At 57.6% G+C, this 25,029-nt stretch carries 27 protein-coding genes and 4 tRNA genes; 20 read left to right on the forward strand and 11 right to left on the reverse strand.

What is annotated here, in order from left to right:
• Positions 1-29 precede the first annotated feature (29 nt).
• Positions 30-896, forward strand: a complete 867-nt coding sequence (locus tag CQ009_RS03085; protein WP_105704840.1) for a LysR family transcriptional regulator — start codon at positions 30-32, stop codon at positions 894-896.
• Between the two features lie 262 nt (positions 897-1,158).
• Here the strand turns inward: CQ009_RS03085 and yegQ are convergent, their stop codons facing one another.
• Positions 1,159-2,490, reverse strand: a complete 1,332-nt coding sequence (yegQ, locus tag CQ009_RS03090; protein ID WP_105704841.1) for a tRNA 5-hydroxyuridine modification protein YegQ — start codon at positions 2,488-2,490, stop codon at positions 1,159-1,161.
• A gap of 191 nt (positions 2,491-2,681) precedes the next feature.
• Here yegQ and CQ009_RS03095 point away from each other — a divergent pair, with 191 nt between their 5' ends.
• The gene (locus tag CQ009_RS03095; protein ID WP_105704842.1) at positions 2,682-3,368 is read left to right on the forward strand and encodes a cysteine hydrolase family protein; all 687 of its coding nucleotides are present in this window, start codon (positions 2,682-2,684) and stop codon (positions 3,366-3,368) included.
• 111 nt (positions 3,369-3,479) lie between these two features.
• Positions 3,480-4,541 (forward strand): AI-2E family transporter, encoded by a 1,062-nt coding sequence (locus CQ009_RS03100; RefSeq protein ID WP_064389213.1) that lies wholly within the window; start codon positions 3,480-3,482, stop codon positions 4,539-4,541.
• Here the strand turns inward: CQ009_RS03100 and CQ009_RS03105 are convergent.
• From CQ009_RS03105 to CQ009_RS03115, 3 genes are all read right to left on the reverse strand, one after another.
• A complete protein-coding gene (locus CQ009_RS03105; protein ID WP_007917359.1) occupies positions 4,538-4,720 on the reverse strand; it encodes a hypothetical protein in 183 nt (60 codons plus the stop codon). The two genes, CQ009_RS03100 and CQ009_RS03105, sit on opposite strands and share 4 nt — an antisense overlap.
• Positions 4,721-4,822: 102 nt before the next feature.
• Entirely contained in the window at positions 4,823-5,017 is a 195-nt protein-coding gene (locus tag CQ009_RS03110; protein WP_016984641.1) for a hypothetical protein, read from the reverse strand.
• A gap of 230 nt (positions 5,018-5,247) precedes the next feature.
• On the reverse strand, positions 5,248-5,607 hold the full coding sequence (locus CQ009_RS03115) for a hypothetical protein (RefSeq protein WP_007917357.1): 360 nt from the start codon (positions 5,605-5,607) through the stop codon (positions 5,248-5,250).
• A gap of 255 nt (positions 5,608-5,862) precedes the next feature.
• Here CQ009_RS03115 and CQ009_RS03120 point away from each other — a divergent pair, with 255 nt between their 5' ends.
• Together CQ009_RS03120 and CQ009_RS03125 are read left to right on the forward strand one after the other, a co-directional pair.
• Complete coding sequence (locus CQ009_RS03120; RefSeq protein ID WP_105704843.1) at positions 5,863-6,681, forward strand: shikimate 5-dehydrogenase; 819 nt, start codon at positions 5,863-5,865, stop codon at positions 6,679-6,681.
• Positions 6,682-6,873: 192 nt separating this feature from the next.
• Positions 6,874-7,392, forward strand: a complete 519-nt coding sequence (locus CQ009_RS03125) for a cupin domain-containing protein (RefSeq protein WP_105704844.1) — start codon at positions 6,874-6,876, stop codon at positions 7,390-7,392.
• Positions 7,393-7,507: 115 nt separating this feature from the next.
• On the opposite strand, the gene CQ009_RS03130 is transcribed toward CQ009_RS03125, so the two are convergent.
• On the reverse strand, positions 7,508-8,155 hold the full coding sequence (locus CQ009_RS03130; protein WP_064389216.1) for a YceH family protein: 648 nt from the start codon (positions 8,153-8,155) through the stop codon (positions 7,508-7,510).
• 124 nt (positions 8,156-8,279) lie between these two features.
• Here CQ009_RS03130 and CQ009_RS03135 point away from each other — a divergent pair, with 124 nt between their 5' ends.
• The gene (locus CQ009_RS03135) at positions 8,280-8,789 is read left to right on the forward strand and encodes a DUF1993 family protein (RefSeq protein ID WP_105704845.1); all 510 of its coding nucleotides are present in this window, start codon (positions 8,280-8,282) and stop codon (positions 8,787-8,789) included.
• A 255-nt stretch (positions 8,790-9,044) separates the two neighbouring features.
• Here CQ009_RS03135 and sstT read toward each other — a convergent pair whose 3' ends face one another.
• Positions 9,045-10,277 carry a serine/threonine transporter SstT gene (gene sstT, locus CQ009_RS03140; RefSeq protein ID WP_064389218.1) on the reverse strand — a complete coding sequence of 411 codons (1,233 nt, stop codon included), beginning with the start codon at positions 10,275-10,277 and terminating at the stop codon, positions 9,045-9,047.
• Between the two features lie 337 nt (positions 10,278-10,614).
• On the opposite strand from sstT, the gene CQ009_RS03145 reads away from it, so the two are divergent.
• Positions 10,615-11,778 carry an MFS transporter gene (locus tag CQ009_RS03145; RefSeq protein ID WP_064389219.1) on the forward strand — a complete coding sequence of 388 codons (1,164 nt, stop codon included), beginning with the start codon at positions 10,615-10,617 and terminating at the stop codon, positions 11,776-11,778.
• Here CQ009_RS03145 and nhaR read toward each other — a convergent pair.
• A complete protein-coding gene (gene nhaR, locus CQ009_RS03150; protein WP_064389220.1) occupies positions 11,773-12,672 on the reverse strand; it encodes a transcriptional activator NhaR in 900 nt (299 codons plus the stop codon). The genes CQ009_RS03145 and nhaR overlap by 6 nt on opposite strands.
• A gap of 133 nt (positions 12,673-12,805) precedes the next feature.
• Between nhaR and CQ009_RS03155 the strand changes: the two genes are divergently transcribed.
• Entirely contained in the window at positions 12,806-13,048 is a 243-nt protein-coding gene (locus CQ009_RS03155) for a hypothetical protein (RefSeq protein WP_007917343.1), read from the forward strand.
• A gap of 29 nt (positions 13,049-13,077) precedes the next feature.
• Complete coding sequence (locus CQ009_RS03160; protein WP_007917342.1) at positions 13,078-13,827, forward strand: TerC family protein; 750 nt, start codon at positions 13,078-13,080, stop codon at positions 13,825-13,827.
• A gap of 256 nt (positions 13,828-14,083) precedes the next feature.
• On the opposite strand, the gene CQ009_RS30025 is transcribed toward CQ009_RS03160, so the two are convergent.
• Complete coding sequence (locus tag CQ009_RS30025; protein WP_162531851.1) at positions 14,084-14,242, reverse strand: hypothetical protein; 159 nt, start codon at positions 14,240-14,242, stop codon at positions 14,084-14,086.
• Between the two features lie 246 nt (positions 14,243-14,488).
• Here CQ009_RS30025 and CQ009_RS03170 point away from each other — a divergent pair, with 246 nt between their 5' ends.
• From CQ009_RS03170 to CQ009_RS03180, 3 genes are all read left to right on the forward strand, one after another.
• Positions 14,489-15,160 (forward strand): hypothetical protein, encoded by a 672-nt coding sequence (locus tag CQ009_RS03170; RefSeq protein ID WP_105704846.1) that lies wholly within the window; start codon positions 14,489-14,491, stop codon positions 15,158-15,160.
• An 88-nt stretch (positions 15,161-15,248) separates the two neighbouring features.
• Positions 15,249-15,455, forward strand: a complete 207-nt coding sequence (locus CQ009_RS03175; protein ID WP_064389223.1) for a DUF6021 family protein — start codon at positions 15,249-15,251, stop codon at positions 15,453-15,455.
• A 12-nt stretch (positions 15,456-15,467) separates the two neighbouring features.
• The gene (locus tag CQ009_RS03180; protein ID WP_105704847.1) at positions 15,468-15,674 is read left to right on the forward strand and encodes a hypothetical protein; all 207 of its coding nucleotides are present in this window, start codon (positions 15,468-15,470) and stop codon (positions 15,672-15,674) included.
• A gap of 53 nt (positions 15,675-15,727) precedes the next feature.
• Here the strand turns inward: CQ009_RS03180 and pbpG are convergent, their stop codons facing one another.
• Together pbpG and folD are read right to left on the reverse strand one after the other, a co-directional pair.
• Positions 15,728-16,666: a D-alanyl-D-alanine endopeptidase gene (pbpG, locus tag CQ009_RS03185; RefSeq protein ID WP_105704848.1), complete on the reverse strand. Its 939-nt coding sequence runs from the start codon at positions 16,664-16,666 to the stop codon at positions 15,728-15,730.
• Positions 16,667-16,896: 230 nt separating this feature from the next.
• Positions 16,897-17,751, reverse strand: a complete 855-nt coding sequence (folD, locus tag CQ009_RS03190; protein ID WP_064389226.1) for a bifunctional methylenetetrahydrofolate dehydrogenase/methenyltetrahydrofolate cyclohydrolase FolD — start codon at positions 17,749-17,751, stop codon at positions 16,897-16,899.
• A 275-nt stretch (positions 17,752-18,026) separates the two neighbouring features.
• Between folD and CQ009_RS03195 the strand changes: the two genes are divergently transcribed.
• The 4 genes from CQ009_RS03195 (at position 18,027) to CQ009_RS03210 (ending at position 18,507) form a co-directional block, all read left to right on the forward strand.
• Positions 18,027-18,103: transfer RNA gene (locus tag CQ009_RS03195), tRNA-Arg, on the forward strand.
• 32 nt (positions 18,104-18,135) lie between these two features.
• A tRNA-His gene (locus CQ009_RS03200) sits at positions 18,136-18,211 on the forward strand.
• A 58-nt stretch (positions 18,212-18,269) separates the two neighbouring features.
• Positions 18,270-18,354: transfer RNA gene (locus CQ009_RS03205), tRNA-Leu, on the forward strand.
• Positions 18,355-18,431: 77 nt separating this feature from the next.
• Positions 18,432-18,507 (forward strand) — tRNA-His (locus CQ009_RS03210).
• 45 nt (positions 18,508-18,552) lie between these two features.
• On the opposite strand, the gene CQ009_RS29745 is transcribed toward CQ009_RS03210, so the two are convergent.
• Entirely contained in the window at positions 18,553-18,765 is a 213-nt protein-coding gene (locus tag CQ009_RS29745; RefSeq protein ID WP_122854304.1) for a hypothetical protein, read from the reverse strand.
• A 144-nt stretch (positions 18,766-18,909) separates the two neighbouring features.
• On the opposite strand from CQ009_RS29745, the gene tig reads away from it, so the two are divergent.
• The 4 genes from tig (at position 18,910) to lon (ending at position 24,905) form a co-directional block, all read left to right on the forward strand.
• The gene (gene tig, locus CQ009_RS03215; RefSeq protein WP_064389227.1) at positions 18,910-20,220 is read left to right on the forward strand and encodes a trigger factor; all 1,311 of its coding nucleotides are present in this window, start codon (positions 18,910-18,912) and stop codon (positions 20,218-20,220) included.
• A gap of 92 nt (positions 20,221-20,312) precedes the next feature.
• A complete protein-coding gene (clpP, locus tag CQ009_RS03220) occupies positions 20,313-20,948 on the forward strand; it encodes an ATP-dependent Clp endopeptidase proteolytic subunit ClpP (protein ID WP_007951559.1) in 636 nt (211 codons plus the stop codon).
• Positions 20,949-21,061: 113 nt separating this feature from the next.
• Entirely contained in the window at positions 21,062-22,345 is a 1,284-nt protein-coding gene (clpX, locus tag CQ009_RS03225; RefSeq protein WP_007951558.1) for an ATP-dependent Clp protease ATP-binding subunit ClpX, read from the forward strand.
• A 163-nt stretch (positions 22,346-22,508) separates the two neighbouring features.
• Positions 22,509-24,905 (forward strand): endopeptidase La, encoded by a 2,397-nt coding sequence (gene lon / locus CQ009_RS03230; RefSeq protein WP_105704849.1) that lies wholly within the window; start codon positions 22,509-22,511, stop codon positions 24,903-24,905.
• Positions 24,906-25,029: the final 124 nt, after the last annotated feature.

Genomic DNA, 25,029 nt, shown 5'->3' on the forward strand with positions numbered 1-25,029 from the left:
GCGCTGAATGTTCACTCAGAGTGATGGGTATGGAGCTGGCACAAATCCGTATGTTCAAGACTGTGGCCGAGGTCGGCAGCATCGCCCGGGCGGCGCAAAAGCTGTTCTGCGTGCCGTCGAACATCACCGCACGGATCAAGGCACTTGAGGCCGAGTTGGGCGTTGCACTGTTTCTGCGTGAGGGTCGCGGGTTGCGCATCAGTCCGGCGGGGCAGACGTTTCTGGTCTATGCGGAAAAGATTCTGGCGCTGACCGTCGAGGCCAAGCGCGCGGTGGATCCTTCGGCCGAGCCGTCCGGGCCGTTGCGCATCGGCGCGATCGAATCCTCGGCGACCGGGCGCCTGCCGCGCTTGCTGGCGAAGTTTCACAAGCGTTATCCGCAGGTGGCGCTGGAACTCACCACCGGCACTTGGGGGCAATTGCTCGACGATACCGTCAGCCATCGCCTCGACGGGGCGATTGTCGCGGTGGATGTCGAACGTTCGCAGCTCAAGCGCACGCCGATGTATCGCGAAGAATTGCTGCTGATCGCGTCGACCTCGTTTGGACCGGTGCGCGACATTGATGATCTGCAGGACAAGACCGTGTTCATGTGGCCGCAGGGTTGTCCGTATCGGGCGGCGCTGGAGCATTGGCTGTTGCGTCAGGGGCAAGCGCTGCCGATTGTCAGCCTGGCCAGTTACGGGGCGATTGTCGGGTGTGTGAGTGCCGGGGCAGGAGTGGCACTGGTGCCCAAGGGCGTGTTTGAGCAGTACGCGAAAGGGGCTGGGTGTGTGGGGTACGAATTCCCGGAGTTGACCGCCGTCGACAATTTGTTTTATTGGCATGAAAACGCCGGGGTGCATCCGGCGCGGGAGGCGTTTGTGGCGATGTTGCGGGAGGAGTTTAGTGTGTAGGAAAAGCCGACCCTCATCGGAACGCCGCCCGCCCAGCCCTCTCCCGGAGGGAGAGGGCGCTGACCGAGTTGTCATGCGCTATACGCCGACCTGAACAACCGAGTCGATTATGGATTCGGCCAAGTCTGATTTTCTTGATCAGAAAAGTCGATTGTGGATTCACCGACGAATTTTCAGGTCGGTGGATCTCTCCAATATCCCCCAATCAGTCCCCTCTCCCTCTGGGTGAGGGCTAGGCGGGCGGCGTTCCGATGAGGGCTTCTCAGGCGCCCCGCAGATCCCGCATCAACAACCCAAACCGCAAATCCACCCCCTCCGGAATCGGCAGATAAACCGTATGCCCATCCCCCGGCGCCACCTCGATCGCCTCACCCTTGATGCTCTGCAACTCATGCAGATCAAAATTAAAATTGCCTTTGGGGGTCATCAGTTCCAGATGATCGCCAAGGGCAAAGCGGTTCTTCACCTTGACCTCGGCCAAGCGATCACGCCGTTCGCCGGTCAGTTCGCCGACGAATTGCTGACGCTCCGACACCGAGCTGCCATGCTGATAATTCTGATACTCGTCATGCACATGCCGACGCAGGAAACCCTCGGTGTAGCCACGCTGCGCCAGTGACTCCAGATCGGTCATCAGGCTGCGATCAAACTCACGCCCGGCCACGGCATCATCAATTGCCCGGCGATACACTTGGGTGGTACGCGCGCAGTAGAAATGCGATTTGGTTCGGCCCTCGATCTTCAATGAATGCACGCCCATGCGTGTCAGGCGCTCGACGTGTTGCACGGCGCGCAGGTCCTTGGCGTTCATGATGTAGGTGCCGTGCTCGTCTTCGAACGCCGGCATCAACTCGTCAGGGCGATTGGCTTCCTGCAGCAGGAACACCTGATCGGTCGGCGTGCCGAGGCCCAGGGTCGGCTCGGGCTGAAAGGTCTGGACGATCTCGCCGAGCTGGTTTTGCGTGGCTTCCTGCGCCGAGTATTTCCAGCGACAGGCATTGGTGCAGGTGCCTTGATTGGCGTCGCGTTTGTTCATGTAGCCCGACAGCAGGCAGCGCCCGGAATAGGCCATGCACAACGCACCATGCACGAACACTTCCAGCTCCATACCTGGCACCTGTTCGCGGATTTCGCCGATCTCTTCCAGTGACAGTTCTCGCGACAGGATGATCCGGCTCAGCCCCTGCTGCTGCCAGAACTCGACACTCGCCCAATTCACCGTGTTGGCCTGCACCGACAGGTGTATCGGCATCTGCGGGAAATGCCGGCGCACCAGCATGATCAGCCCCGGGTCGGACATGATCAGCGCATCCGGTGCCATCTCGATCACCGGTGCCAGATCCTTGAGAAAGGTCTTCAACTTGGCGTTGTGCGGAGCGATGTTGACCACCACGTAGAAGCGTTTGCCCTGCGCCTGCGCTTCGCGAATACCCAGCGCCAGATTGGCATGATCGAATTCGTTGTTGCGCACCCGCAGGCTGTAGCGCGGTTGCCCGGCGTAAACTGCATCGGCGCCGTAGGCGAAGGCGTAGCGCATGTTTTTCAGGGTGCCGGCGGGGGCAAGCAGTTCCGGGGTGGCGAGGGTTGGGTTCATGGCGGTGTCGGTCGCAAAAGCGCGGCAGGGTAATGCGGATTCCGGCGAGCTTTATTGACCTGGATCTATGCTTTGGCGGGGCGTCATATCTGTGCATAAACAGCACAGATCATGTGCCGGTTTCACGGTGTTCCCAATGCGGGCGGCTGCTTAAGCTTTGTCCATCACTCAATGAACAAAGGAATTCCCCCATGCAACGCTTGCCCCGTCGATTTCTCAGCGCTTGTGCATTTTCCGCTGTATTGGCCAGCACCACTGCCTTGGCAGACAGCCATCCAACGATCCGTGCAATGTCTGGCGCCACACCGGTCAGCCAGTTGCCCGCCGGCAAATCCGCGTTGCTGGTGATCGATTTTCAGAACGAATACTTCACCGGCAAGATGCCGATCCCCGATGGTGCCGCCGCGCTGGCCAACACCCGTAAGCTGATCGCCTTCGCCGACCGCCACAAGATCCCCGTTTATCACGTTCAACATGTGGCCCCGGCCGGTTCGTCAGTGTTTGCCATCGATGGTGACACGGTGAAATTTCACCCGCAGATGCAGCCACGCGCCAAGGACCTGGTGCTGCAAAAAACCACCGTCAGTGTGTTCGGCAGCACCGATCTGAACGAACGCCTGAAGCAGTCCGGTATCCGCACGGTCATCGTCGCGGGCCTGATGACCCACGCCTGTGTCGCCGGCGCCGCGCGCGATGCAGCGCCGTTGGGTTACAACGTGATAGTCGCGTCCGACGCCTCGGCGACCCGGGCGATCACCCGCGCCAATGGCGTGACCATCGACAAGGATTCCTTGCACAAAGCCGCGCTGGCGGAGGTCGAGGACACCTTTGGCGATGTGCTGAACACCGAGCAGATCGTGCAACTGCCGGTTAGATAACCGCCTCATGCCGATCCGCAACTATGCTCCATGAATAAAGATGGCACTCGTGCAGGCCCCGGTTGACTAAGGATCGGGGCGTGCATGACGCCTGACTGAAATGGATCGGACATGAACGAAAAAAGCCTTCAATTCAAATCCCTGACCGTGCTGCTGGTGCTGGTCACGGTGGCCTTTATCTGGATCCTGTTGCCGTTCTACGGTGCGGTGTTCTGGGCGGTGATCCTCGGCATTCTGTTTGCGCCGATGCAACGCAAATTGCAGGCGAAATTCGGCTGGCAACGTAACCTGACCTCGCTGTGCACATTGAGCATCTGTCTGGTCATCGCGATTTTGCCGGTGATCATCGTCAGCGTGTTGCTGGTGCAGGAGGGGGCGACGGTTTACAAGAATATCGAAAGCGGTGAGCTGGACATTGCCGCGTATCTGGCGCAGTTCAAGCACAGCTTGCCGCCATACTTTCAGCACTTGCTCGACCGTTTCGGCATGGGCGAACTCAATGGCCTGCGCGAGAAAATCGTCAAATCGGCGATGCAGGGCAGTCAGGTCCTGGCCACTCAAGCGTTCAGTTTTGGTCAGGGTACGTTCGAGTTCGTGGTGAGTTTTTTCATCATGCTGTATCTGCTGTTTTTCTTTCTGCGTGACGGCGCCGAACTGGCGCGCAAGGTGCGGACCGCCGTGCCACTGGAGGAAGGCCACAAGCGGCGCTTGCAGTTGAAGTTCAACCGCGTGGTTCGGGCGACGGTGAAGGGCAATCTCGTAGTCGCGGTGACTCAAGGCGCGCTGGGCGGAGCGATTTTCTGGTTTCTCGACATCCCCAGCGCATTGCTGTGGGCGGTCTTGATGGGGTTTTTGTCGTTGCTGCCAGCGGTGGGCGCGGGGATTGTCTGGGCGCCGGTGGCGGTGTATTTCCTGCTCAGCGGGATGATCTGGCAGGGCGTGGTGCTGGGCTTGTTCGGGGTTTTCGTGATCGGTCTGGTGGACAACGTGCTACGACCGATTCTGGTGGGCAAGGACACCAAAATGCCCGATTACCTGATTCTGATCTCGACCCTTGGCGGTCTGGCAGTGTTCGGCCTCAACGGTTTTGTGATTGGGCCGCTGATCGCGGCGTTGTTCATGTCGAGCTGGGCGTTGTTCGCCGAGACCAAGCCCAAGGTGCAACTGCCTTAAGCGTGGAACGGCTCGCTGACGATCTTCTGCGACAGTGCCTGCGCAGCGGGCAGGGAAGTGAGCGGGCCGCTGATCGCTTCACCGTCGCGCATCAGATACCAGCAGGCGAGCAAGCCCGAAGCCCTGAGCGAAGCGGGAACGGCGCTGCCGATAACGGACATGATTTGAACCTGAGCCATGACGAGTACCTCCATCTATCAATGGAGCTACCTTAGAGATTCGCCGGTTCTACGGACAATCAACGCTTTCGATAGTGGTCATTGACGCCGTTGAGGGCGGGCTCAGTCGACCACCTGATCAAGCATGTGCATGACCTCGCGCTCGTTGAGCAAACCCTTGTGCACAAGATTTTCCGCCAGCAGCGAGAGAAATTTCGCGCAGCGATGGCCTTCCAGGTGCTTGAGTTCGGTCAGCGCGCTGTACACCTTGCTGGAGGTGCACAGGCCGACGATGCGGTGCGGGTTTTGTGTTGGCATACAGTCGTCCTTGTTGTTATCAACCTGTTGTTTACGGACGGATTCAGATTGCAGCTCCGTCATGACAAAAAAGTGACCGTTTTGTGGAAATGTACATAACGGTCACTCAATCATGCCGACTTTAGCCGGTGAAACTGTCCTCACAGCGACCTTGGCGAGATTTTTTCAGACGCTGGCCGACCAACGGTCATAAAAAAGCCCCGCTATAAAAGCGGGGCTTTGTGTTTCGGTTACCAGCGTGGGCCGCCATAGTAGCCATGTGGCCGACCGTAATAGCCGCGAGGCGGGCCGTAGTAGACGGGGGCCTGTTGGATGTACACCGGTTGCTGCACATACACCGGTGCCGGTTGGTAGTAGACCGGTGGTGGTGGCTGCTGCACGTAGACCGGTTGTGGTTGAACATAAACCGGCTGTTGTTGCACATACACCGGCCGATCCTGGTTGATCAGTGCCGAGCCGATGATGGCCGAGCCGACGATCGCGCCAAACACCGCAGGGCCTTGCCAGCCGTGGCCACCACCGGCTTCTGCCTGACCTGTGACAGCGAGTGCGCCAATCAACAAGGCCAGAATGGGGAGTTTACGAATCATGATGAGTCCTCGGTTCTTCGACCCGGTGACAGGGCCTGCACCAGGCCCACAGTTGTCGCGGGGATACTTCTAAGACAGCGAAATTGTGAAAATCAGCACAGCCGTTGGGTAAATTTTGTGTAAGGTCTGTACCGGCTTCTTTACCGGGCCGGCGAGGGCCACAAAACACGTTTAAAACAGGCCTCTATGATCGTTCAGAACCCGATGGGCTGGCTAATCCCGTCTATCCGAAAGTGCGTTTGAAGGAGAAGTTTCATGCAGATGAACCCGAACAAAGACACCCAGCTGTGCATGTCCCTGTCAGGGCGCCCAGGCAATTTCGGTCTGCGTTTTCATAACCATTTGTATGAGCAGTTGGGGCTGAACTTTTACTACAAGGCGTTCAGTAGCCAGGACCTGACCGGTGCCGTCGGCGGCATCCGCGCACTGGGAATTCGTGGCTGTGGCGTGTCGATGCCGTTCAAGGAAGCCTGCATTGCGCTGGTCGACGAACTGGACGCGTCGGCAGCGGCGATCCAGTCGATCAATACCATCGTCAACACCAGCGGCCACCTCAAGGCTTACAACACCGATTACATTGCCATTGAGCAGTTGCTGAAAACCCACGCAGTGCCCAAAGAATCGACTTTCGCCCTGCGCGGCAGCGGCGGCATGGCCAAAGCGGTGGCCAGCGCTTTGCGCGATGGTGGTTATAAAAACGGTTTGATCGTCGCCCGTAACGAGCGGGCAGGGCGTGCCTTGGCGCAATCGCTGGGTTATCGCTGGCAGGCTGAGCTGGGCGATGAGCGCCCGCAGATGCTGATCAACGTGACGCCGGTGGGTATGGACGGTGGGCCGGAGGCTGGGCAGTTGGCGTTCGAGCCTCAAGTTATTGCTGCGGCTGAGACGGTATTTGATGTGGTCGCGATTCCGTCGGAGACGCCGTTGATCGTGCGCGCTCGGGCCGAAGGTAAAAAGGTGATTACCGGGCTGGAGGTCATTGCGATTCAGGCGCTGGAGCAGTTTGTCTTGTACACCGGCGTGCGCCCGACTGAAGAGCAATTTGCGGCGGCGGTGGCGTTCGCCCGGAGCTGATCAGCGAATTGTGTAAGAGCCTTACCGGCTTCATCGCGAGCAGGCTCACTCCTACAGTTGGAATGCGTTCACCCTGTAGGAGTGAGCCTGCTCGCGATGGCCTCACAACGGATTTAGATCAGAACCTTGCCTATACTGCCTCCCCAGCAAGCCCAGACTTGCCCACCACAAAAAACCGTGACCGAGGCCCCCATGCACCCGCCCATCCTCAACCTGCATCAGGTCGAACTCGAACCCCTGCCCGAAGCCTTGGCACCCGAAGGCGAAACCGCCGGGCGTTATCAGCAGCGCATGGCCCGCGTCGGTCAGCAATTGGGTTCGCAGAAGCTTGGTTATCGGCTGTACGCGTTGCCACCGGGCATGCGCGGCAGTCCGTTTCACAGCCATCGGGTCAACGAAGAAATGTTCTACGTGGTGGCCGGGGAGGGCGAGGTGCGTCTTGGCGCCGAGCGTTTTCCGATTCGCGAAGGCGATGTGATCGCCTGTCCGCCGGGTGGCCCGGAGAAGGCGCATCAGATCATCAACACCAGCTCGGGCGAATTGCGTTATCTGGCGGTGAGCACCCAGCAGCAGCCGGAAATCTGCGAATACCCGGATTCGAACAAATATGCGGTGATGGATAACTTCAACGTCGATGCCGAGGGCAATGCCTCAGGTTTTGTGGCGGTGGCGCGGCAGACGGATGGTGTGGATTACTGGGATGGGGAGTAAACATAGATCCCTTGTAGGAGTGAGCCTGCTCGCGATAGCGGTGTGTCAGTCACATCATATTTGACTGATACACCGCTATCGCGAGCAGGCTCACTCCTGCATTGGTTCTGTGTGGTTATTCTAGGCGGGCCAGGCGTTCTTCCAGTGCGGCGATCCGCGCCTCGAGCTCTTCGATGCGCTCGACTGACACGCCACTGCTTGCGCCGCGATCCGACGGATTCTGCCGCGCCGCCATGATCGCTTCGATGTCCGCCGGGTCCCCCAGCGCATGGGTGTAGCGATCTTCACGCTGCCCGGCCTGACGCGGAATCAGCACCGCCAGCCCGCGCGCAATCAGGCGTTCAAGCTGATGCACCACCTGTTCGGCATCTTCGAAATCATGCATGCGGCCGCTGCGGGTCAGCAGTTCGTTGACGGTTTGCGGACCACGCAGAAACATCAATCCACTCAAAATCACTTGGGCCGGCACCAGCTCCAGCGCCTTGTCGACCTTGTGCTCCCAGCGGTCGGCGCGACTGCCCATGACAAGCTTGGCGAAACCGCGGCCTTCGAGGGCGCGCAGGCTCTGGCCAACCTGGCCCTGAGTCAGGTTCATCACCGGTTCGCGGCTGGTTTTCTGATTGCACGCGGTGACCAAAGCGTTGAGTGTCAGCGGATAAGTTTCCGGGCTGGTCGCCTGTTTCTCGATCAACGAGCCGAGGATGCGGATTTCCGTGGCATTGAGCCGAGGCTCGTCGAAGGTGGATTCTGGTTCTGTGGTCATCGCGCGTTCCCTCTGCAGTCGAAGGCGCCTAGCCTAATCCTTGCCAAACAAAAGGCAAGCCGTGTGGTCATCAAGCATGGCTATAATCGCCTCCTTGTTCCACCCAGCCACCCACGAGACTGCCATGACCATTTCCCTATACGCCGCATCCGTCCCGGTTTTTCAACAAATGCTCAACGCTTTGAGCGATGTGTTGAAAAAGGCTGAAGCCCACGCCACCGAGAAAAACATCGACCCGAACGCCTTCCTGCAAGCGCGTCTGTTCCCGGACATGTTCCCGCTGACCCGTCAGGTACAGATCGCCGTGGACTTCGCCAAAGGCGTTTCCTCGCGTCTGGCTGAAGTCGAAGTGCCGAAGTACGAGGATACCGAAACCACCTTCGCCGAGCTGCAAGCCTTGATCGCCAAGGTGCTGGCCTACATCGGCGAGATCAAGCCAGAGCAGATCGATGGCAAGGAAGGCATCGAAATCGTAACCCGTCCGGGTACACCGAAAGAGAAGCGCTTCAGTGGCCAGTCGTACTTGCTGACTTATGGCTTGCCGCAGTTCTTCTTCCACGTCACCACCACTTATGCGCTGCTGCGTCATAACGGGGTTGAAGTGGGCAAGCGTGATTACATGGGCGCGTTCTAAACCGCCAGAAGCCCCTCATCGGAACGCCGCCCGCCTAGCCCTCTCCCGGAGGGAGAGGGGACTGACCGAGTTGTTTGTTCGAGATACGCCGACCTGATCTATCGAGTCGAACTCAGGTTTTGAACAGCACACAAATCAGCTCCCTTTCCCCCTCGCCCCCCTGGGGGGAGAGGGTTGGGGTGAGGGGGAAAAGATCTCAGCCACAAAAAAGCCCGCAAGGTTCACACCATGGCGGGCTTTTTATTGCAGCGATTTTTACGCAGTGCGTTGGGCTTTCGCCTCTTCACCCAGGCACGCCGCAGCGGTAAACAACACGTCAGTCGACGAGTTCAGCGCGGTCTCTGCCGAATCCTGCAACACACCAATAATGAAGCCGACTGCCACGACCTGCATGGCGATTTCACTTGGGATGCCGAACAGGCTGCACGCCAGCGGAATCAGCAGCAGCGAACCACCGGCGACACCTGAAGCGCCGCAGGCGCAAATCGCCGCGACAACGCTGAGCAGGATGGCGGTTGGGATGTCCACGGCAATGCCTAAGGTGTGCACGGCAGCCAGGGTCAGCACGGTAATGGTGATCGCCGCGCCGGCCATGTTGATGGTCGCGCCCAGCGGGATCGACACCGAATAGGTGTCTTCGTGCAGGCCCAGACGCTTGCTCAATTCCAGGTTGACCGGAATGTTCGCCGCCGAGCTGCGGGTGAAGAATGCAGTGATACCGCTTTCACGCAGGCACTTGAGGGTCAACGGATACGGATTGCGACGCAGCTTCCAGAACACGATCAGCGGGTTCATCACCAGCGCCACGAACAGCATGCAACCGAGCAGGACGGCCAGCAGATGCGCGTAACCGATCAGTGCGCCAAAACCTGAGGTGGCCAGTGTCGAAGCGACCAGACCGAAAATGCCCAGCGGTGCAAAGCGAATCACCACACGCACGATCAAGGTCACACCGTTGGACAGATCACCCAGCACTTCGCGGGTAGTGTCACCGGCATGGCGAATCGCGACGCCCATGCCGATCGCCCAGGCCAGAATGCCGATGAAGTTGGCTTCGATCAGCGCCTTCACCGGATTATCGACCACACTAAGCAGCAAACTTTGCAAGACCTCACCAATGCCGCCCGGCGCAGTGACCGCAACGTTCTCGGTGGCGAGCACCAAGTGCGACGGGAACGCCATGCTGGCGATGACGGCTACCACCGCTGCGGCGAAGGTGCCCAGCAGATAGAGGAACAGAATCGGGCGGATGTGGGTTTCCTGGCCGTGCTTGTGGTTGGCAATCGAGGCCATTACCAGCACGAACACCAGAATCGGCGCGACGGCTTTCAACGCCGACACGAACACTTTGCCAATGAACGCGGTGTCTTTTGCCACTTGCGGGGCAAACATCGCCAAGGCAATACCGGCGATCAGACCGATGAGGATCTGTGCGACCAGGCTCAGGTTCTTCAGACGTTGCAATAGAGAAGGGGATGAAGCAGTCATAGCGGCATCTCTGATTTTTTATAGGGTGCAGGGTTGCGTGATAGCGATGGCAAAACGGGGGCAGACCACCGTCACGCACCGAAAGGGCTGACGCGAGATCAACGCCAGTAAACTGGTCGTTGAATAGGCTGTACGTTTTTCAGGGCGCGGACTTTATCACAGCGTAGGCCTTATCCTTCAGGCCTGTGACGATCTGCCACCGGATCAGGCAACAAAGTCGGCAGGTTTGGGCAAGTCAGCCCGGACACACTCTGTTAAGATTGCCCATCCTTATTTTCAAGTCATGCCAGCGGGCCTCCGGGTCAACGCTGGTGTCGTCGTTTTGCTGGAGTTGCGCATGCTGTTGCCCATTCTTCTGTTGTCTGCCGCCGGATTCACGGTGCTGACCACGGAATTCGTCATCGTCGGCCTGTTGCCGGCGATTGCCCGCGACCTTGAAGTCACCATCCCGCAGGCCGGGTTGCTGGTGACTCTATTCGCTTTTACCGTGGCCATGTTCGGGCCTTTCTTGACCGCCTATTTCGCTCGCTTCGAGCGGCGCAAGCTGTTTATCAGCATCCTGATCATGTTTGGCCTCGCCAATACCGTGGCCGCGCTGGCGCCGAACATCTGGGTGATGGCGATTGCCCGACTGATCCCGGCGCTCGGTCTGCCGGTGTTCTGGGCCTTGGCCAGTGAAACAGCGGTGGACATCGTCGGCCCGGATTTCGCCGGCCGCGCGATCGCCAAGATCGGCTTCGGCATTGTCTGCGCCACGGTGTTCGGTATTCCGGTAGGTACGTTGATCTCCGATGCGTTCGGCTGGCGCAGTGCCTTTGGCATTCTGGCAGTCATCGCGTTTGCCAAAGCCTTGCTGCTGTTTGTTTACCTGCCGAAAACCAGCCTGCATCAGCATCAGGTCAGCTTCCGTTCGCAGTTCAAGATCTTGCGCAGCCCGTTGATGATCGGCCATATCGTCCTGTCGATTCTGGTGTTCAGCGGCATGTTTACCGCTTACACCTATCTGGCCGACATTCTTGAGCGCCTCGCCGGTTTCAACGGCACCGTGGTCGGTTGGTGCCTGATGGCCTTCGGCGCGGTCGGGCTGATTGGCAACTCGCTGGGCGGTCGTGCGGTGGACCGGCATCCGCTGGGGGCGTCGGTGTTGTTCTGTGCGTTCATGATTTCCGGCATGGTCTCGCTGGTGCCGAACATTCATTCGCCAGTGGGTCTGGCGGTGGCCATGGGTATCTGGGGTATCACCCAGGCTGCATTGTTCCTGGTCAGCCATGTGCGTCTGATGAAAGCCGCGCCAGAAGCGCCGGCCTTTGCTGCTTCGCTGAACATCGCCGGGGCCAATCTGGGCATCGGTCTGGGCGCTATCGTCGGTGGCCGGGTCATCGACAGTGCAGGTCTGGGCTTCCTCGGCTTTGCCGCCGCCGGTTTCATCTTGCTCTCGGTGTTCCTCGCCATGGTGCTGATGACGCTCAAGCCGCGCGAAATGTGCGCTGAGGCGTCATAACGCAGTAAACAGCTCGCGTCGGGCACCTTCGGTAATCGCAACGATACCGGGGTGCTTGACCTTGCGTTCCACCGAAATGGCATAGAACGACTCGGTCACTGCGTCGGTCTGGCCTATCAGTTCGACGCCGTACTGGCGCTTCACTTCGTCGGCAATCACGCTCGGGCCGATAAAAATCCCGCTGCCGGATTGGCCAAACGCCTGCATCAAGGCGCTGTCATCAAACTCGCCGACGATTTGCGGCTGGATCTGCTGCTCGGCAAACCAGCGCTGCAAGCGGCTGCGCACTACGGTTTCCGCGCCAGGAATCAGCAGTGGCGCGCCGTGCAGGCTGCGCGGGAAATCCTGACCGTATCTGCCCGCCAGTTCGGCGGTGGCAAAGAAACTGATCCCGCATTCACCGAGTTTCTGGCTGTAGCCCTTGATGTCCAGATGCGAAGGCATCGGGCTGTCGGAGATCACCAGGTCCAGGCGCTGGATGGCCAGATCGGCGAGCAAGCGTTCGAGTTTGTCTTCGCGGCAGGTGATGCGCAGCGGTTCATTCAGCTCCATGGTCGGTGCTATCAGGCGATAGACGATGGATTTTGGCACCACGTCTGCCACCCCTACACGGAACAGAATCTGCTGTTCGTTGGGCTGGGCGCGCAGCATCAATTCCAGTTCGCCGCCGAGTTGAAACATTTGCTCGGCGTAGGGCAGGGCTTGTCGCCCGGCTTCTGTGAGTTCCAGCTGTCGGCCAACCCGTCTGAATAACTCGATGCCATAAGTCTGTTCGAGCAGTGAAATCTGCCCGCTGATGGTCTGTGGCGTCAGGTTCAATTGCTCGCAGGCGCGCACGATGCTGCCGGTCTTGGCTACGACCCAAAAGTAATGCAGTTGTCGGTAATTGAGCATAACGTTCTACAGTTCGTGAAAACCGAAGTATAGCCGCTAAAAATACGAATTTTCCTGAAGTGTTCATCTCCCTAGAATGCCCAGCCATCGACGGCCGGTCTGTGAGCCTGTCTGTTCATTCGAAGGAAACTTTATGAAATACACCATCCCAGCATTGATGTTTACGTCTTTACTGCTTTTGGCCGGTTGCGATCAGGCTGAGAAAAGCGCCCAGCAATTGATGGGCAAGGCTGCCGAAAGCGCCAAGCAAGCGATCGACGACACCCATAAAGCCGCTGAACAAGCGCTGAGCGATGCCACCGGCGGCTTGATCGAGAAAAAAGAAACACCGGAAAAAGACGCGGAAAAATCCGAATCTTCCTCCAAGACCATCTAATTCGTCTTACACAGAGTCAGGACTGACCCATGGAATATCTGTTACAGCTCGCCGCCAGCCCCACCGCTTGGGTTGCTTTGGCCACATTGGTGGTGATGGAAATCGTGCTTGGCATCGATAACCTGATCTTTATCTCGATCCTGACCAACAAATTGCCCAAGCAGTACCAGCAGAAGGCGCGCCGCATCGGTATCGGCATGGCGTTGATCCTGCGTCTGGCGCTGTTGAGCACCATCGCCTTCATCGTGCAGTTGACCGCGCCGGTCATCGAGATTCTGGGTCAGGCATTCTCGTGGAAGGACATGATCCTGATTGCCGGTGGTCTGTTCCTGGTGTGGAAAGCCACGACCGAGATCCACCACAGCATGGACCCGGCGCCGGAAGATCCGAAGTCGGCGACTTCGACGGTTACTCTGGGTTTCGCTGCCGCTATTGGCCAGATCCTGATGCTCGACATGGTGTTCTCGATCGACAGCATCATTACTGCCGTCGGCATGACTGAACACTTGCCGATCATGATCATCGCGGTGGTGGTGTCGGTGCTGGTGATGCTGTTTGCTGCTGAGCCGCTGGCCAAGTTCATCAACGACAACCCGACGGTGGTGATGCTGGCCCTGGGCTTCCTGATCATGATCGGTATGACCTTGATCGCTGAAGGCTTCGGCGCCCATGTACCGAAAGGTTATGTGTATGCGGCGATGGCGTTCTCGGCAGCGATTGAAGTGCTGAACATGATGTCGCGTCGGGCCAGGCAGAAGAAGTTGGCTGAGCAGGCGTAATCGCCAATAAGCCAAAAAGGCCGCTTGAACTGAGTTCAGGCGGCCTTTTTTCATTTCAGGTTTTCTATACCCGGTAAGACCAGCCCCTCACCCCAGCCCTCTCCCGAGGGAGAGGGAGCCGATCTGAAGAGTGTTTTAGTCTTGAGTTCGGCTCGGTATTGCAGGTCTACGTAATTCGAGTATGCCACTCGGTCAGTCCCCTCTCCCTCTGGGAGAGGGTTAGGGTGAGGGGGGCTTTTGCTTTTGCTGTTCAATTTCAGTGCGCGGTCGCGTGGCGAACCCGGTGCTTCTCGGCTTTCTCAACTGCAGCAGGCTGAACCGGATGGTGATGGTGGCGCCGCGAAATCCGCAGCACCCCCCACAACATGGCAGCCGCCACGGCCAGCCAGCCGGCAATCAACATTACGATAGTCATGGTCAGGCTCATCAGTGCCTCCTCTTCGCCCTGCATCGGGCGCACACTTTTTCAATTCGCTCTGTTTCAGTGACAGTCTAGACAATGGGGTGTTTCAGGCTATTGACCAAAGGTCGGTGGTGACCAATCAGTTTGCTCTATGCAATCGATGTGTCTGCCGCTTAAGGCTATACCGCAGCCTGGCGCGGCCCTATGATCGCAGGCGTTGCCGGAACACGATGACCGGCGTCTGAACAGAGAGTGACGATGGTGCAGGTATTTTCTCGAATTCGTGCGGCGCTGCTGGTGGCCGGATGCGCGGCCATGTTGGCCGGCTGTGCAGGCAGTGTCGCGCCTGAGGTCAAGCGTCTGCCGGAACGGGTCGAACTCAGTGGCACGTTCTATCGCGGCGAAGCCAATCAGAGCGGGCCGCAAGTGCTGGCCAGCCTGTTGTCGCAGCAGGGCATCGTGATTACCCCGGGTTTGCTGGAAAAGCCACTGCGCTTGCCGGGTGCCGAAGACAAACTGCAGGAGAATATCCAGAACCTTGCCCGTGAATACGGCATGGTGGTTTATCCGCTGGACAGCGACCTGCCCGCGCTGTTGATGCAAGTGGCGGCGGGTTACCCGGTGATGGTGCGCTTTAGCGAGGGCTCGGCGTTCTGGGCGGAGCCGCGTTACGCGATCCTGTCCGGCTACGACCGCAATAAACAGAAGGTTTTGCTGCGTGCCGGCATGAATCGTCGCGAACTGATGAGTTTCAGTGCTTTTGAATCGGCGCTGGAAAAGTCCGGTGGCTGGGCGATTCTGATTCAAAAACCCTCGCAGATCCCGGCAGCCGTCGACCGTCAGCGCTGGCTCAAAGCGGCGGATGAACTGGCTCAGGCCGGTCAGGAAAACGAAGCAGCGCAGGCGCGCAAGGCATTGGCGGCACACTGAGTCTCCGTTCGTCATCTGCCGGGCACGACTGCGCCCGGCAAGCCTCTTACGCCTATAACCCGTTTTTCGGGTGAATCAGGAGGTGAGCATGGCAGATTCCCCATCGCCGAAAGGCCCGCATTCGACCGAGCATTCTTCGGGACATGATCTGGGCTTCGATCCGGATTCGCCGGATCTCGATGATCCGCAAGTCGATCCCGTCGGCCCGGCGAAAGCGCCGAAAGACGTGAAACCCGGCGAGGACGATAAGCAGCCGGCCAAGCCTTATGACCCATTAGCCAATCTGAAACCTTGATGTGAGGTGCGTATGAGTACCGATTCAAGCTTCGACGACCAGAAACCGGACAGCGTGCCTACCACCCCAGAGCCGGAGATTGATCCGGTGCTGGACCCGGATAGCCCGCTGCGCGATCCGATGGCCCGGCCCAATGTCACGACGCCCGAACCTGCACGGGATCGGAGTGCAGGCGATGGCATCCCCGATGACGACCAGATGCCGCTGCCCAATGACTGATATACAGATGAAAAAAAGCCCCGAAGATTCGGGGCTTTTCCTTGTGTGGCGGATTACTTGGACGCTTCAACTACGCCACTCTGGCGCGACTTGAGGTTTTTCTCGGCCTTGTATTGTTGCGCCACCGCAGGAACGCTGGCGCTGCGGCCGGTTTCAACCCAGCTGCGGATACGGCTGGCATCGGCAAAATGGGTGTATTTGCCAAAGGCGTCGAGAATCACCAAGGCGACCGGACGGTTACCCATCCTCGTCACCAGTACCAGGCAATGCCCGGCGGGGTTGGTGAAGCCAGTCTTGGTGATCTTGATGTCCCAGTCGGCTTTATTGACCAAGTGATCGGTATTGCGGAAACCCAAGGTGTAATTGGGTTTGCGGAACGACACGGTTTTTTCCTTGGTGGTGGTGAGCTCGCTGAGGAGCGGGTACTTGTGCGCGGCCACCAGCAACTTGCTCAGGTCGCGGGCGGTGGAAACGTTACGCTCCGACAAGCCTGTTGGCTCGACGAAGTGCGTACTGGTCATGCCCAGTGCCTTGGCCTTGGCGTTCATCGCCGCGATAAAGGCTGCATAGCCACCCGGATAGTGGTGCGCGAGGCTGGCGGCGGCGCGGTTTTCCGAGGACATCAGCGCAATCAGCAGCATCTCGCGGCGCGGCAGCTCACTCTTGAGTTTGACTCGGGAGAACACACCTCTCATTTCCGGTGTGTTGCTGATATCGACATTGATCCATTCGTCCATGTTTTGCCGGGCTTCAACCACTACCAGTCCAGTCATCAGCTTGCTCACCGAGGCGATCGGCACGATCACGTCAGGGTTGCTGGAATAAATGACTTTGTTGGTCTGCATATCCATGAGCAGGGCGCTGCCGGAGGCGATCTTCAGTGTCGAAGCGTCACGAGGGGCAGCGGTGGTTTCCGCAGCGTTGATCGTTGGCGTGATGAAAGTGCCTGTAAATGCAAAAAACAGGCTCAGAATCGAGAGACGAATTTTCACGCGGGCGAACTCATAAAGGTTGGATATTCCGTTAGTTTGTAACGGGTTATTTCTTCAAAGCGTCGCATTCTAGGAGTATGGCTGAAGATCTGTCGATGGTTGTTTGAAGGGCCTGAAAATCTCGTGAAAAGGCCTGTAAAAAGAGGGGTTTCCGGCGAACGGTTACAGTTTTTTCTCAGGCATGAAAAAACCCGCACAAGGCGGGTTTTTCTTATTGCTGAAAGTACCGGTCAGGCGTGCAGCGTTTCTGCCGCATACAGGGTGTTTTCCAGCAGGCAGGCGCGGGTCATCGGACCGACGCCGCCCGGCACCGGAGTGATCCAGCCAGCGCGGGGCAGGGCGGTTTCGTAGACAACGTCACCGACCAGTTTGCCGTCGTCCTGACGGTTGATGCCGACGTCGATCACGATCGCGCCTTCCTTGATCCACTCGCCCTTGACCAGGCCCGGCTTGCCGGCGGCCACGACCACCAGATCGGCACGACCGACGTGGCCGGCCAGATCTTTGGTGAAGCGGTGGGTCACAGTGACGGTGCAGCCGGCCAGTAGCAGTTCCATCGCCATCGGACGACCGACGATGTTGGACGCGCCGACAACCACCGCGTCCATTCCATAGAGGTCAGCGCCAGTGCTTTCCAGCAGCGTCATGATGCCTTTAGGTGTGCACGGACGTAGCAGCGGAATGCGCTGGGCCAGGCGACCGACGTTATAAGGGTGGAAACCGTCGACGTCTTTGTCCGGGCGAATGCGCTCGAGCAGTTTCGAGGCGTCCAGGTGCTCGGGCAGCGGCAGTTGCAGCAGGATGCCGTCGATCGCAGGGTCGTCGTTGAGACGATCGATCAGATCGGTCAGCGCTTGTTGCGTGGTTTCAGAGGGCAGGTCGTACGCTTGAGAGAGGAAGCCGACCTCTTCACAGTCTTTACGCTTGTGCGAGACATAAACCTGAGAGGCAGGATCGCTGCCGACCAGGATCACCGCGAGGCCGGGAGTGCGCAGGCCTTGCTGGCGACGCTCGGCAACTCGTTGGGCGATCTGCTGGCGCAGGCTGGCGGCGATCGATTTGCCGTCGATTAGTTGTGCAGTCATTGCGCGTGATTAACCATCGAGAGGGGAAAAAATGAGAACGCATTCTCGCATGTCGCGCGGTGAGGGCAAAGGCGCTTGGTCAGCAAATTCCCCTAACCCCTTTAATTAAATGAATTTTTTTCAAAAAGGATTTGACGACCTTTGGAGCGCTCTATACTATTCGTCGCACTTGTCGGGCACAGCCTAGCACTGGTTAAGAAGGTGGAGCGGAATGTATGTTCTGCGACACTGGAAAGCACTTAGTTTGTAGTCCTTTAAGAGTACAGATTAACAAGGCGCCCGTAGCTCAGCTGGATAGAGCATCCGCCTTCTAAGCGGATGGTCGCAGGTTCGAGTCCTGCCGGGTGCGCCATTAGGCAGCTTTGGCACAAGTAACGCGATATGGTGGGCGTAGCTCAGTTGGTAGAGCACGGGATTGTGACTCCCGTTGTCGTGGGTTCGATCCCCATCGTCCACCCCATATTTCGAAAAAACGCCAGATTTAACGGTCTGGCGTTTTTGCTTCAAAGGCTTCATCTGCGGATGTGGTGGAATTGGTAGACACACTGGATTTAGGTTCCAGCGCCGCGAGGCGTAAGAGTTCGAGTCTCTTCATCCGCACCAATTAAAGCTTCATTCGGGTCTTCGGGCTGGTGAGGTTTCAACAAAGAAGTTAATTGGCTTTTTTGTTACGCAATATGGTGGGCGTAGCTCAGTTGGTAGAGCACGGGATTGTGACTCCCGTTGTCGTGGGTTCGATCCCCATCGTCCACCCCATATTTCGAAAGGCGCCAGATTTAACAGTCTGGCGCCTTTTTTGTTTTAGCGGTTTTGAAAACCGGCAATTGCCGGTTTCGGGACGCAAGAGCAGGGCGCTTCGTCGTATTTATGTTGCTCGATGATGCCGCGCTGCTCGCCGGGCTTGCTTGCAAGGCCGGCCGTCAGGGAGTGATTGGCAGTCTCTTCTATATATAGAAGCGGTTGGCGCAGAGCCCTGGCGTGATTGGTTGTATTCGCCTGTGGGATGCGCTGCATTGGTGTAGCGGTCCCGATAAAATGCCTGCTGTTTTTTTACCCGTTTTCAGTAGGGTGACTTCTTGAGTTTGACCCACTAGAATGCATGCCCTTGATTCTGGGGTCGGAAACGGCCGGCTAACGTCTGTGCAACGAGGAATATCCATGCAAGTTTCTGTTGAAAATACTACTGCTCTTGAGCGCCGCATGAGCGTCACTGTGCCGGCTGAGCGCATCGAGAGCCAGGTCAACAAGCGTCTGCAGCAGACTGCCCAAAAGGCCAAGATTGCTGGCTTCCGTCCAGGCAAAGTGCCAATGAGCGAAATCAAGCGCCGTTTCGGTGCCGATGCGCGTCAGGAAGCTGTAGGCGACGTGATCCAGTCCTCCTTCTACGAAGCTGTGGTTGAGCAGAAGCTCAACCCTGCCGGTTCGCCTTCGATCGAGCCTAAGTCGCTCGAAGCTGGCAAGGATCTGGAATACGTTGCAGTGTTCGAAGTGTTCCCTGAGTTCACCGTTGCCGGTTTCGAAGGCATCACCGTTGAGCGCCTGAGCGCTGACGTGGCTGACGCTGACCTGGACAAAATGCTCGACATCCTGCGCAAGCAGAACACCCGTTTTGAAGTGGCCGATCGCGCTGCCCAGAACGAAGACCAACTGAACATCGATTTCGTTGGCAAGGTTGACGGCGAAGTGTTCGCTGGCGGTTCCGCCAAGGGTACTCAGCTGGTGCTGGGCTCCGGCCGCATGATTCCTGGCTTCGAAGAAGGCCTGGTTGGCGCTAAAGCCGGCGAAGAGCGCGTTCTGAACCTGACCTTCCCAGAGGACTATCAGAACCTGGACCTGGCTGGCAAAACCGCCGAGTTCACCGTGACTGTCAACACTGTCTCCGAGCCTAAGCTGCCAGAGCTGAACGAAGAGTTCTTCGCTCAGTTCGGTATCAAGGAAAGCGGCATCGACGGTTTCCGCACCGAAGTTCGCAAGAACATGGAGCGTGAACTGCGTCAGGCGATCAAATCCAAGGTCAAGAATCAGGTAATGGACGGTCTGCTGGCCACCAACCCGATCGAAGTGCCGAAGGCTCTGCTGTCCAACGAAGTTGACCGTCTGCGCGTGCAGGCCGTTCAGCAGTTCGGTGGCAACATCAAGCCTGATCAACTGCCGGCCGAGCTGTTCGAAGAGCAAGCCAAGCGCCGTGTAGTGCTGGGCCTGATCGTTGCTGAAGTGGTCAAGCAATTCGACCTGAAGCCTGACGAAGCTCGCGTTCGCGAAATGATTCAGGAAATGGCTTCGGCTTATCAAGAGCCTGAGCAGGTTGTGTCCTGGTACTACAAGAACGACCAGCAACTGAACGAAGTCCGTTCGGTTGTGCTGGAAGAACAAGTTGTGGATACTGTTCTGCAGAAAGCTAGCGTGACCGACAAATCGGTCTCTTACGAAGAAGCGGTCAAGCCGGTAGAAGCTCCAAAAGCCGACTGATTGATTTTGCGTTAAGAAGCACACACATAAGCCAGCCTTCGAGCTGGCTTATGTGTATTCAAGACATAACTATTTGGGAGTGACTGCAGAGCATGTTCCGTAATTCGTATATTCAGCAGAACTCAGATATCCAGGCCGCAGGCGGCCTGGTTCCGATGGTTGTCGAGCAGTCCGCTCGTGGCGAACGCGCCTACGACATCTATTCGCGCCTTCTCAAGGAGCGAGTGATCTTTCTGGTTGGTCCGGTAGAGGACTACATGGCCAACCTGATCTGTGCGCAACTGCTGTTCCTTGAAGCGGAAAACCCGGACAAGGACATCCATCTCTATATCAACTCCCCGGGCGGTTCGGTGACGGCTGGCATGTCGATCTACGACACCATGCAGTTCATCAAACCCAACGTGTCGACCACCTGTATCGGTCAGGCGTGCAGCATGGGCGCGTTCCTGCTGACCGCAGGCGCGCCAGGCAAGCGTTTCTGCCTGCCAAACTCGCGAGTGATGATTCACCAGCCACTGGGCGGTTTCCAGGGTCAGGCATCGGATATCGAAATCCATGCCAAGGAAATCCTCTTCATTCGTGAGCGCCTGAACACACTGATGGCCAAGCACAGCGGTCGCACTCTGGAAGAAATCGAGCGCGATACCAACCGCGACAACTTCATGAGTGCAGAAGCTGCGAAGGAATATGGTCTGATCGATGAAGTGATCAACCAGCGTCCAGCTTAAAAATAAGCAGCTCAAAATAGGCTTGGTCGGCTGGTCTGATCAGCGGCGGGCTTGAAAAAGCCCGCAATAGCCTTCATCTTGTGTTGCAAGCCTATTGGATTTGGATCGAACGAATGACTGACACCCGCAACGGCGAGGACAACGGCAAGCTGCTCTATTGCTCCTTCTGTGGCAAAAGCCAGCATGAAGTGCGCAAATTGATTGCCGGCCCCTCGGTCTTTATCTGCGACGAGTGCGTCGACCTGTGCAATGACATCATCCGCGAGGAGGTGCAGGAAGCCCAGGCCGAAAGCAGCGCGCATAAATTGCCTTCGCCTAAAGAAATCAGCGGCATCCTTGATCAATACGTCATTGGTCAGGAGCGTGCAAAAAAGGTTCTGGCCGTAGCGGTGTATAACCACTACAAGCGTCTGAACCAGCGTGACAAAAAGGCTGACGACGTCGAACTCGGCAAGAGCAACATCCTGCTGATCGGCCCGACCGGCTCGGGTAAAACCCTGCTGGCCGAAACGCTGGCCCGCTTGCTGAACGTTCCGTTCACCATTGCCGACGCAACCACCCTCACCGAGGCGGGTTACGTGGGTGAAGATGTCGAGAACATCATTCAGAAGCTGTTGCAGAAATGCGACTACGACGTAGAGAAGGCCCAGATGGGCATTGTCTACATCGATGAAATCGACAAGATTTCCCGCAAGTCCGACAACCCGTCGATCACTCGGGACGTTTCCGGTGAAGGCGTGCAGCAGGCCTTGCTGAAACTGATCGAAGGCACGGTCGCTTCCGTACCGCCGCAAGGTGGTCGCAAGCACCCGCAGCAGGAATTCCTGCAGGTCGACACCCGTAACATCCTGTTCATCTGTGGTGGTGCGTTCTCTGGTCTGGAAAAGGTTATTCAAAACCGTTCCACCAAAGGCGGCATCGGTTTCAACGCAGAAGTGCGCAGCAAGGAAGAAGGCAAGAAAGTCGGTGAATCCCTGCGTGAAGTCGAGCCTGACGATCTGGTCAAGTTCGGTCTGATCCCGGAATTCGTTGGTCGTCTGCCGGTCCTCGCGACGCTGGACGAGCTCGATGAAGCTGCGCTGATGCAGATTCTCACCGAGCCGAAAAATGCTCTGACCAAACAGTATGCCAAGCTGTTCGAGATGGAAGGCGTGGATCTGGAATTCCGTTCCGACGCGCTGAAATCGGTCGCCAAGCGTGCCCTGGAACGTAAAACCGGTGCTCGTGGCCTGCGCTCGATTCTTGAAGGTGTACTGCTCGACACGATGTATGAAATCCCCTCGCAGTCCGAGGTGAGCAAAGTCGTGATCGATGAAAGCGTGATCGAAGGCAAGTCCAAGCCACTGTATATCTACGAGAACAGTGAGCCGGCCGCCAAGGCAGCGCCGGACGCGTAAGCGTCCTCTCTGCCGCAACAAAGAAGGGGCCTTCGGGCCTCTTTTTTTTTATGTCATTTTTTACATCCGCTTTGCGCTTGTTTTTTTTCAAGGCAGCCCCCATCTTGGTTTCAAGCTCAATTCCATCTGATTACGGCCATATGGCCGCCGTAGAGGCGAAATCATGAAGACAACCATCGAATTGCCTCTCCTGCCATTGCGTGATGTCGTGGTTTATCCGCACATGGTTATCCCGCTGTTCGTGGGGCGCGAGAAATCCATCGAAGCCCTCGAGGCAGCGATGACGGGTGACAAGCAGATTCTGCTGCTGGCCCAGAGAAACCCGGCTGACGATGATCCCGGGGAAGACGCTCTCTATCGCGTAGGTACCATCGCCACCGTCCTGCAGCTTCTGAAGCTGCCTGACGGCACTGTCAAGGTTCTGGTCGAGGGTGAGCAGCGTGGCACCGTCGAGCGCTTCAGCGAAGTCGACGGCCATTGCCGTGCGGAAGTTTCGCTGATCGAAGAAGTTGACGCCGCCGAGCGCGAGTCCGAAGTCTTCGTGCGCACTCTGCTGTCGCAGTTCGAACAATATGTGCAGTTGGGCAAGAAAGTTCCGGCTGAAGTCCTGTCGTCGCTCAACAGCATCGATGAGCCGGGTCGTCTGGTCGATACCATGGCTGCGCACATGGCGCTGAAAATCGAGCAGAAGCAGGAAATCCTCGAAATCATCGATTTGTCGGCCCGGGTCGAGCACGTTCTGGCGTTGCTGGATGCCGAGATCGATCTGCTGCAAGTCGAAAAACGCATTCGCGGCCGTGTCAAAAAGCAAATGGAACGCAGCCAGCGCGAGTACTACCTGAATGAGCAGATGAAGGCCATTCAGAAAGAGCTGGGCGACGGCGATGAAGGTCACAACGAAATCGAAGAGCTGAAAAAGCGCATCGATGCAGCAGGCCTGCCGAAAGACGCGCTGACCAAGGCTACCGCCGAGCTGAACAAGCTCAAGCAAATGTCGCCGATGTCCGCCGAAGCCACCGTGGTGCGCTCCTATATCGACTGGCTGGTGCAAGTGCCGTGGAAGGCGCAAAGCAAGGTGCGCCTTGACCTGGCGCGAGCAGAAGACATTCTCGACGCCGATCACTACGGTCTCGAAGAGGTCAAGGAACGCATCCTTGAATACCTCGCCGTGCAAAAGCGCGTGAAGAAAATTCGTGGCCCGGTGTTGTGCCTGGTGGGTCCTCCTGGCGTGGGTAAAACCTCGCTGGCGGAGTCGATTGCCCACGCCACCAACCGCAAGTTCGTACGTATGGCCCTCGGTGGTGTGCGTGATGAAGCGGAAATTCGCGGTCACCGCCGGACTTACATCGGTTCGATGCCGGGAAGATTGATTCAAAAGATGACAAAGGTGGGTGTTCGCAACCCGCTGTTCCTGCTCGATGAAATCGACAAGATGGGCAGCGACATGCGTGGCGATCCGGCGTCGGCGTTGCTGGAAGTGCTCGATCCCGAGCAGAACCACAACTTCAACGATCATTATCTGGAAGTCGATTACGACCTCTCGGATGTGATGTTCCTGTGCACCTCGAACTCGATGAACATCCCGCCAGCACTGCTGGACCGGATGGAAGTCATTCGTCTGCCGGGCTACACCGAAGACGAAAAGATCAACATTGCCGTCAAATACCTCTCGCCAAAACAGATCACCGCCAACGGTCTGAAAAAGGGCGAGCTGGAATTCGACGCGGAAGCGATTCGCGACATCATCCGTTACTACACCCGTGAAGCCGGTGTGCGTGGCCTCGAGCGTCAGATCGCCAAGGTCTGCCGCAAGGCCGTGAAAGAGCATGCGCTGGAAAAACGCTTCTCGGTGAAAGTGACAGCTGATCTGTTGGAGCATTTCCTCGGTGTGCGCAAGTTCCGCTACGGCCTGGCCGAGCAGCAGGATCAGATCGGTCAGGTCACAGGCCTTGCCTGGACGCAGGTTGGCGGCGAATTGCTGACCATCGAAGCGGCTGTGGTGCCGGGTAAAGGTCAGTTGATCAAGACCGGTTCGCTGGGTGATGTAATGGTCGAATCGATCACTGCTGCCCTGACCGTGGTGCGCAGCCGCGCGAAGAGCCTGGGCATTCCCCTGGACTTCCACGAGAAGCGCGACACGCACATCCACATGCCGGAAGGGGCAACGCCGAAGGATGGTCCTAGCGCTGGTGTCGGCATGTGTACGTCACTGGTGTCGGCGCTGACCGGCATTCCGGTACGCGCCGATGTCGCCATGACCGGTGAAATCACCTTGCGTGGTCAAGTGCTGGCGATTGGTGGCCTGAAGGAAAAACTGCTCGCGGCTCACCGCGGCGGAATCAAGATTGTGATTATTCCTGAAGAGAACGTGCGTGATCTCAAGGAGATTCCGGACAACATCAAGCAGGATCTGCAGATTAAACCGGTTAAATGGATTGACGAGGTCCTGCAAATTGCGCTGCAATACGCGCCGGAGCCCTTGCCGGATGTGGCTCCGGAGATAGTTGCCAAGGATGAAAAACGTGAGTCTGATGCTAAGGAAAGAATTAGCACGCATTAGTATGCTTTTGCCTGGGTGGCTTCCTTGACAGCTTTTTAGAGCCCTTGTTATAAAGCGGCTCTTAAGTGTCTGTAGGCCATTCAGCACTCGTTTTTGCTTTCACCAAAAAACTTAGAATCATCTC

The sequence above is a fragment of the Pseudomonas sp. MYb2 genome (genome assembly GCF_002979955.1).
Lineage (GTDB): Bacteria > Pseudomonadota > Gammaproteobacteria > Pseudomonadales > Pseudomonadaceae > Aquipseudomonas.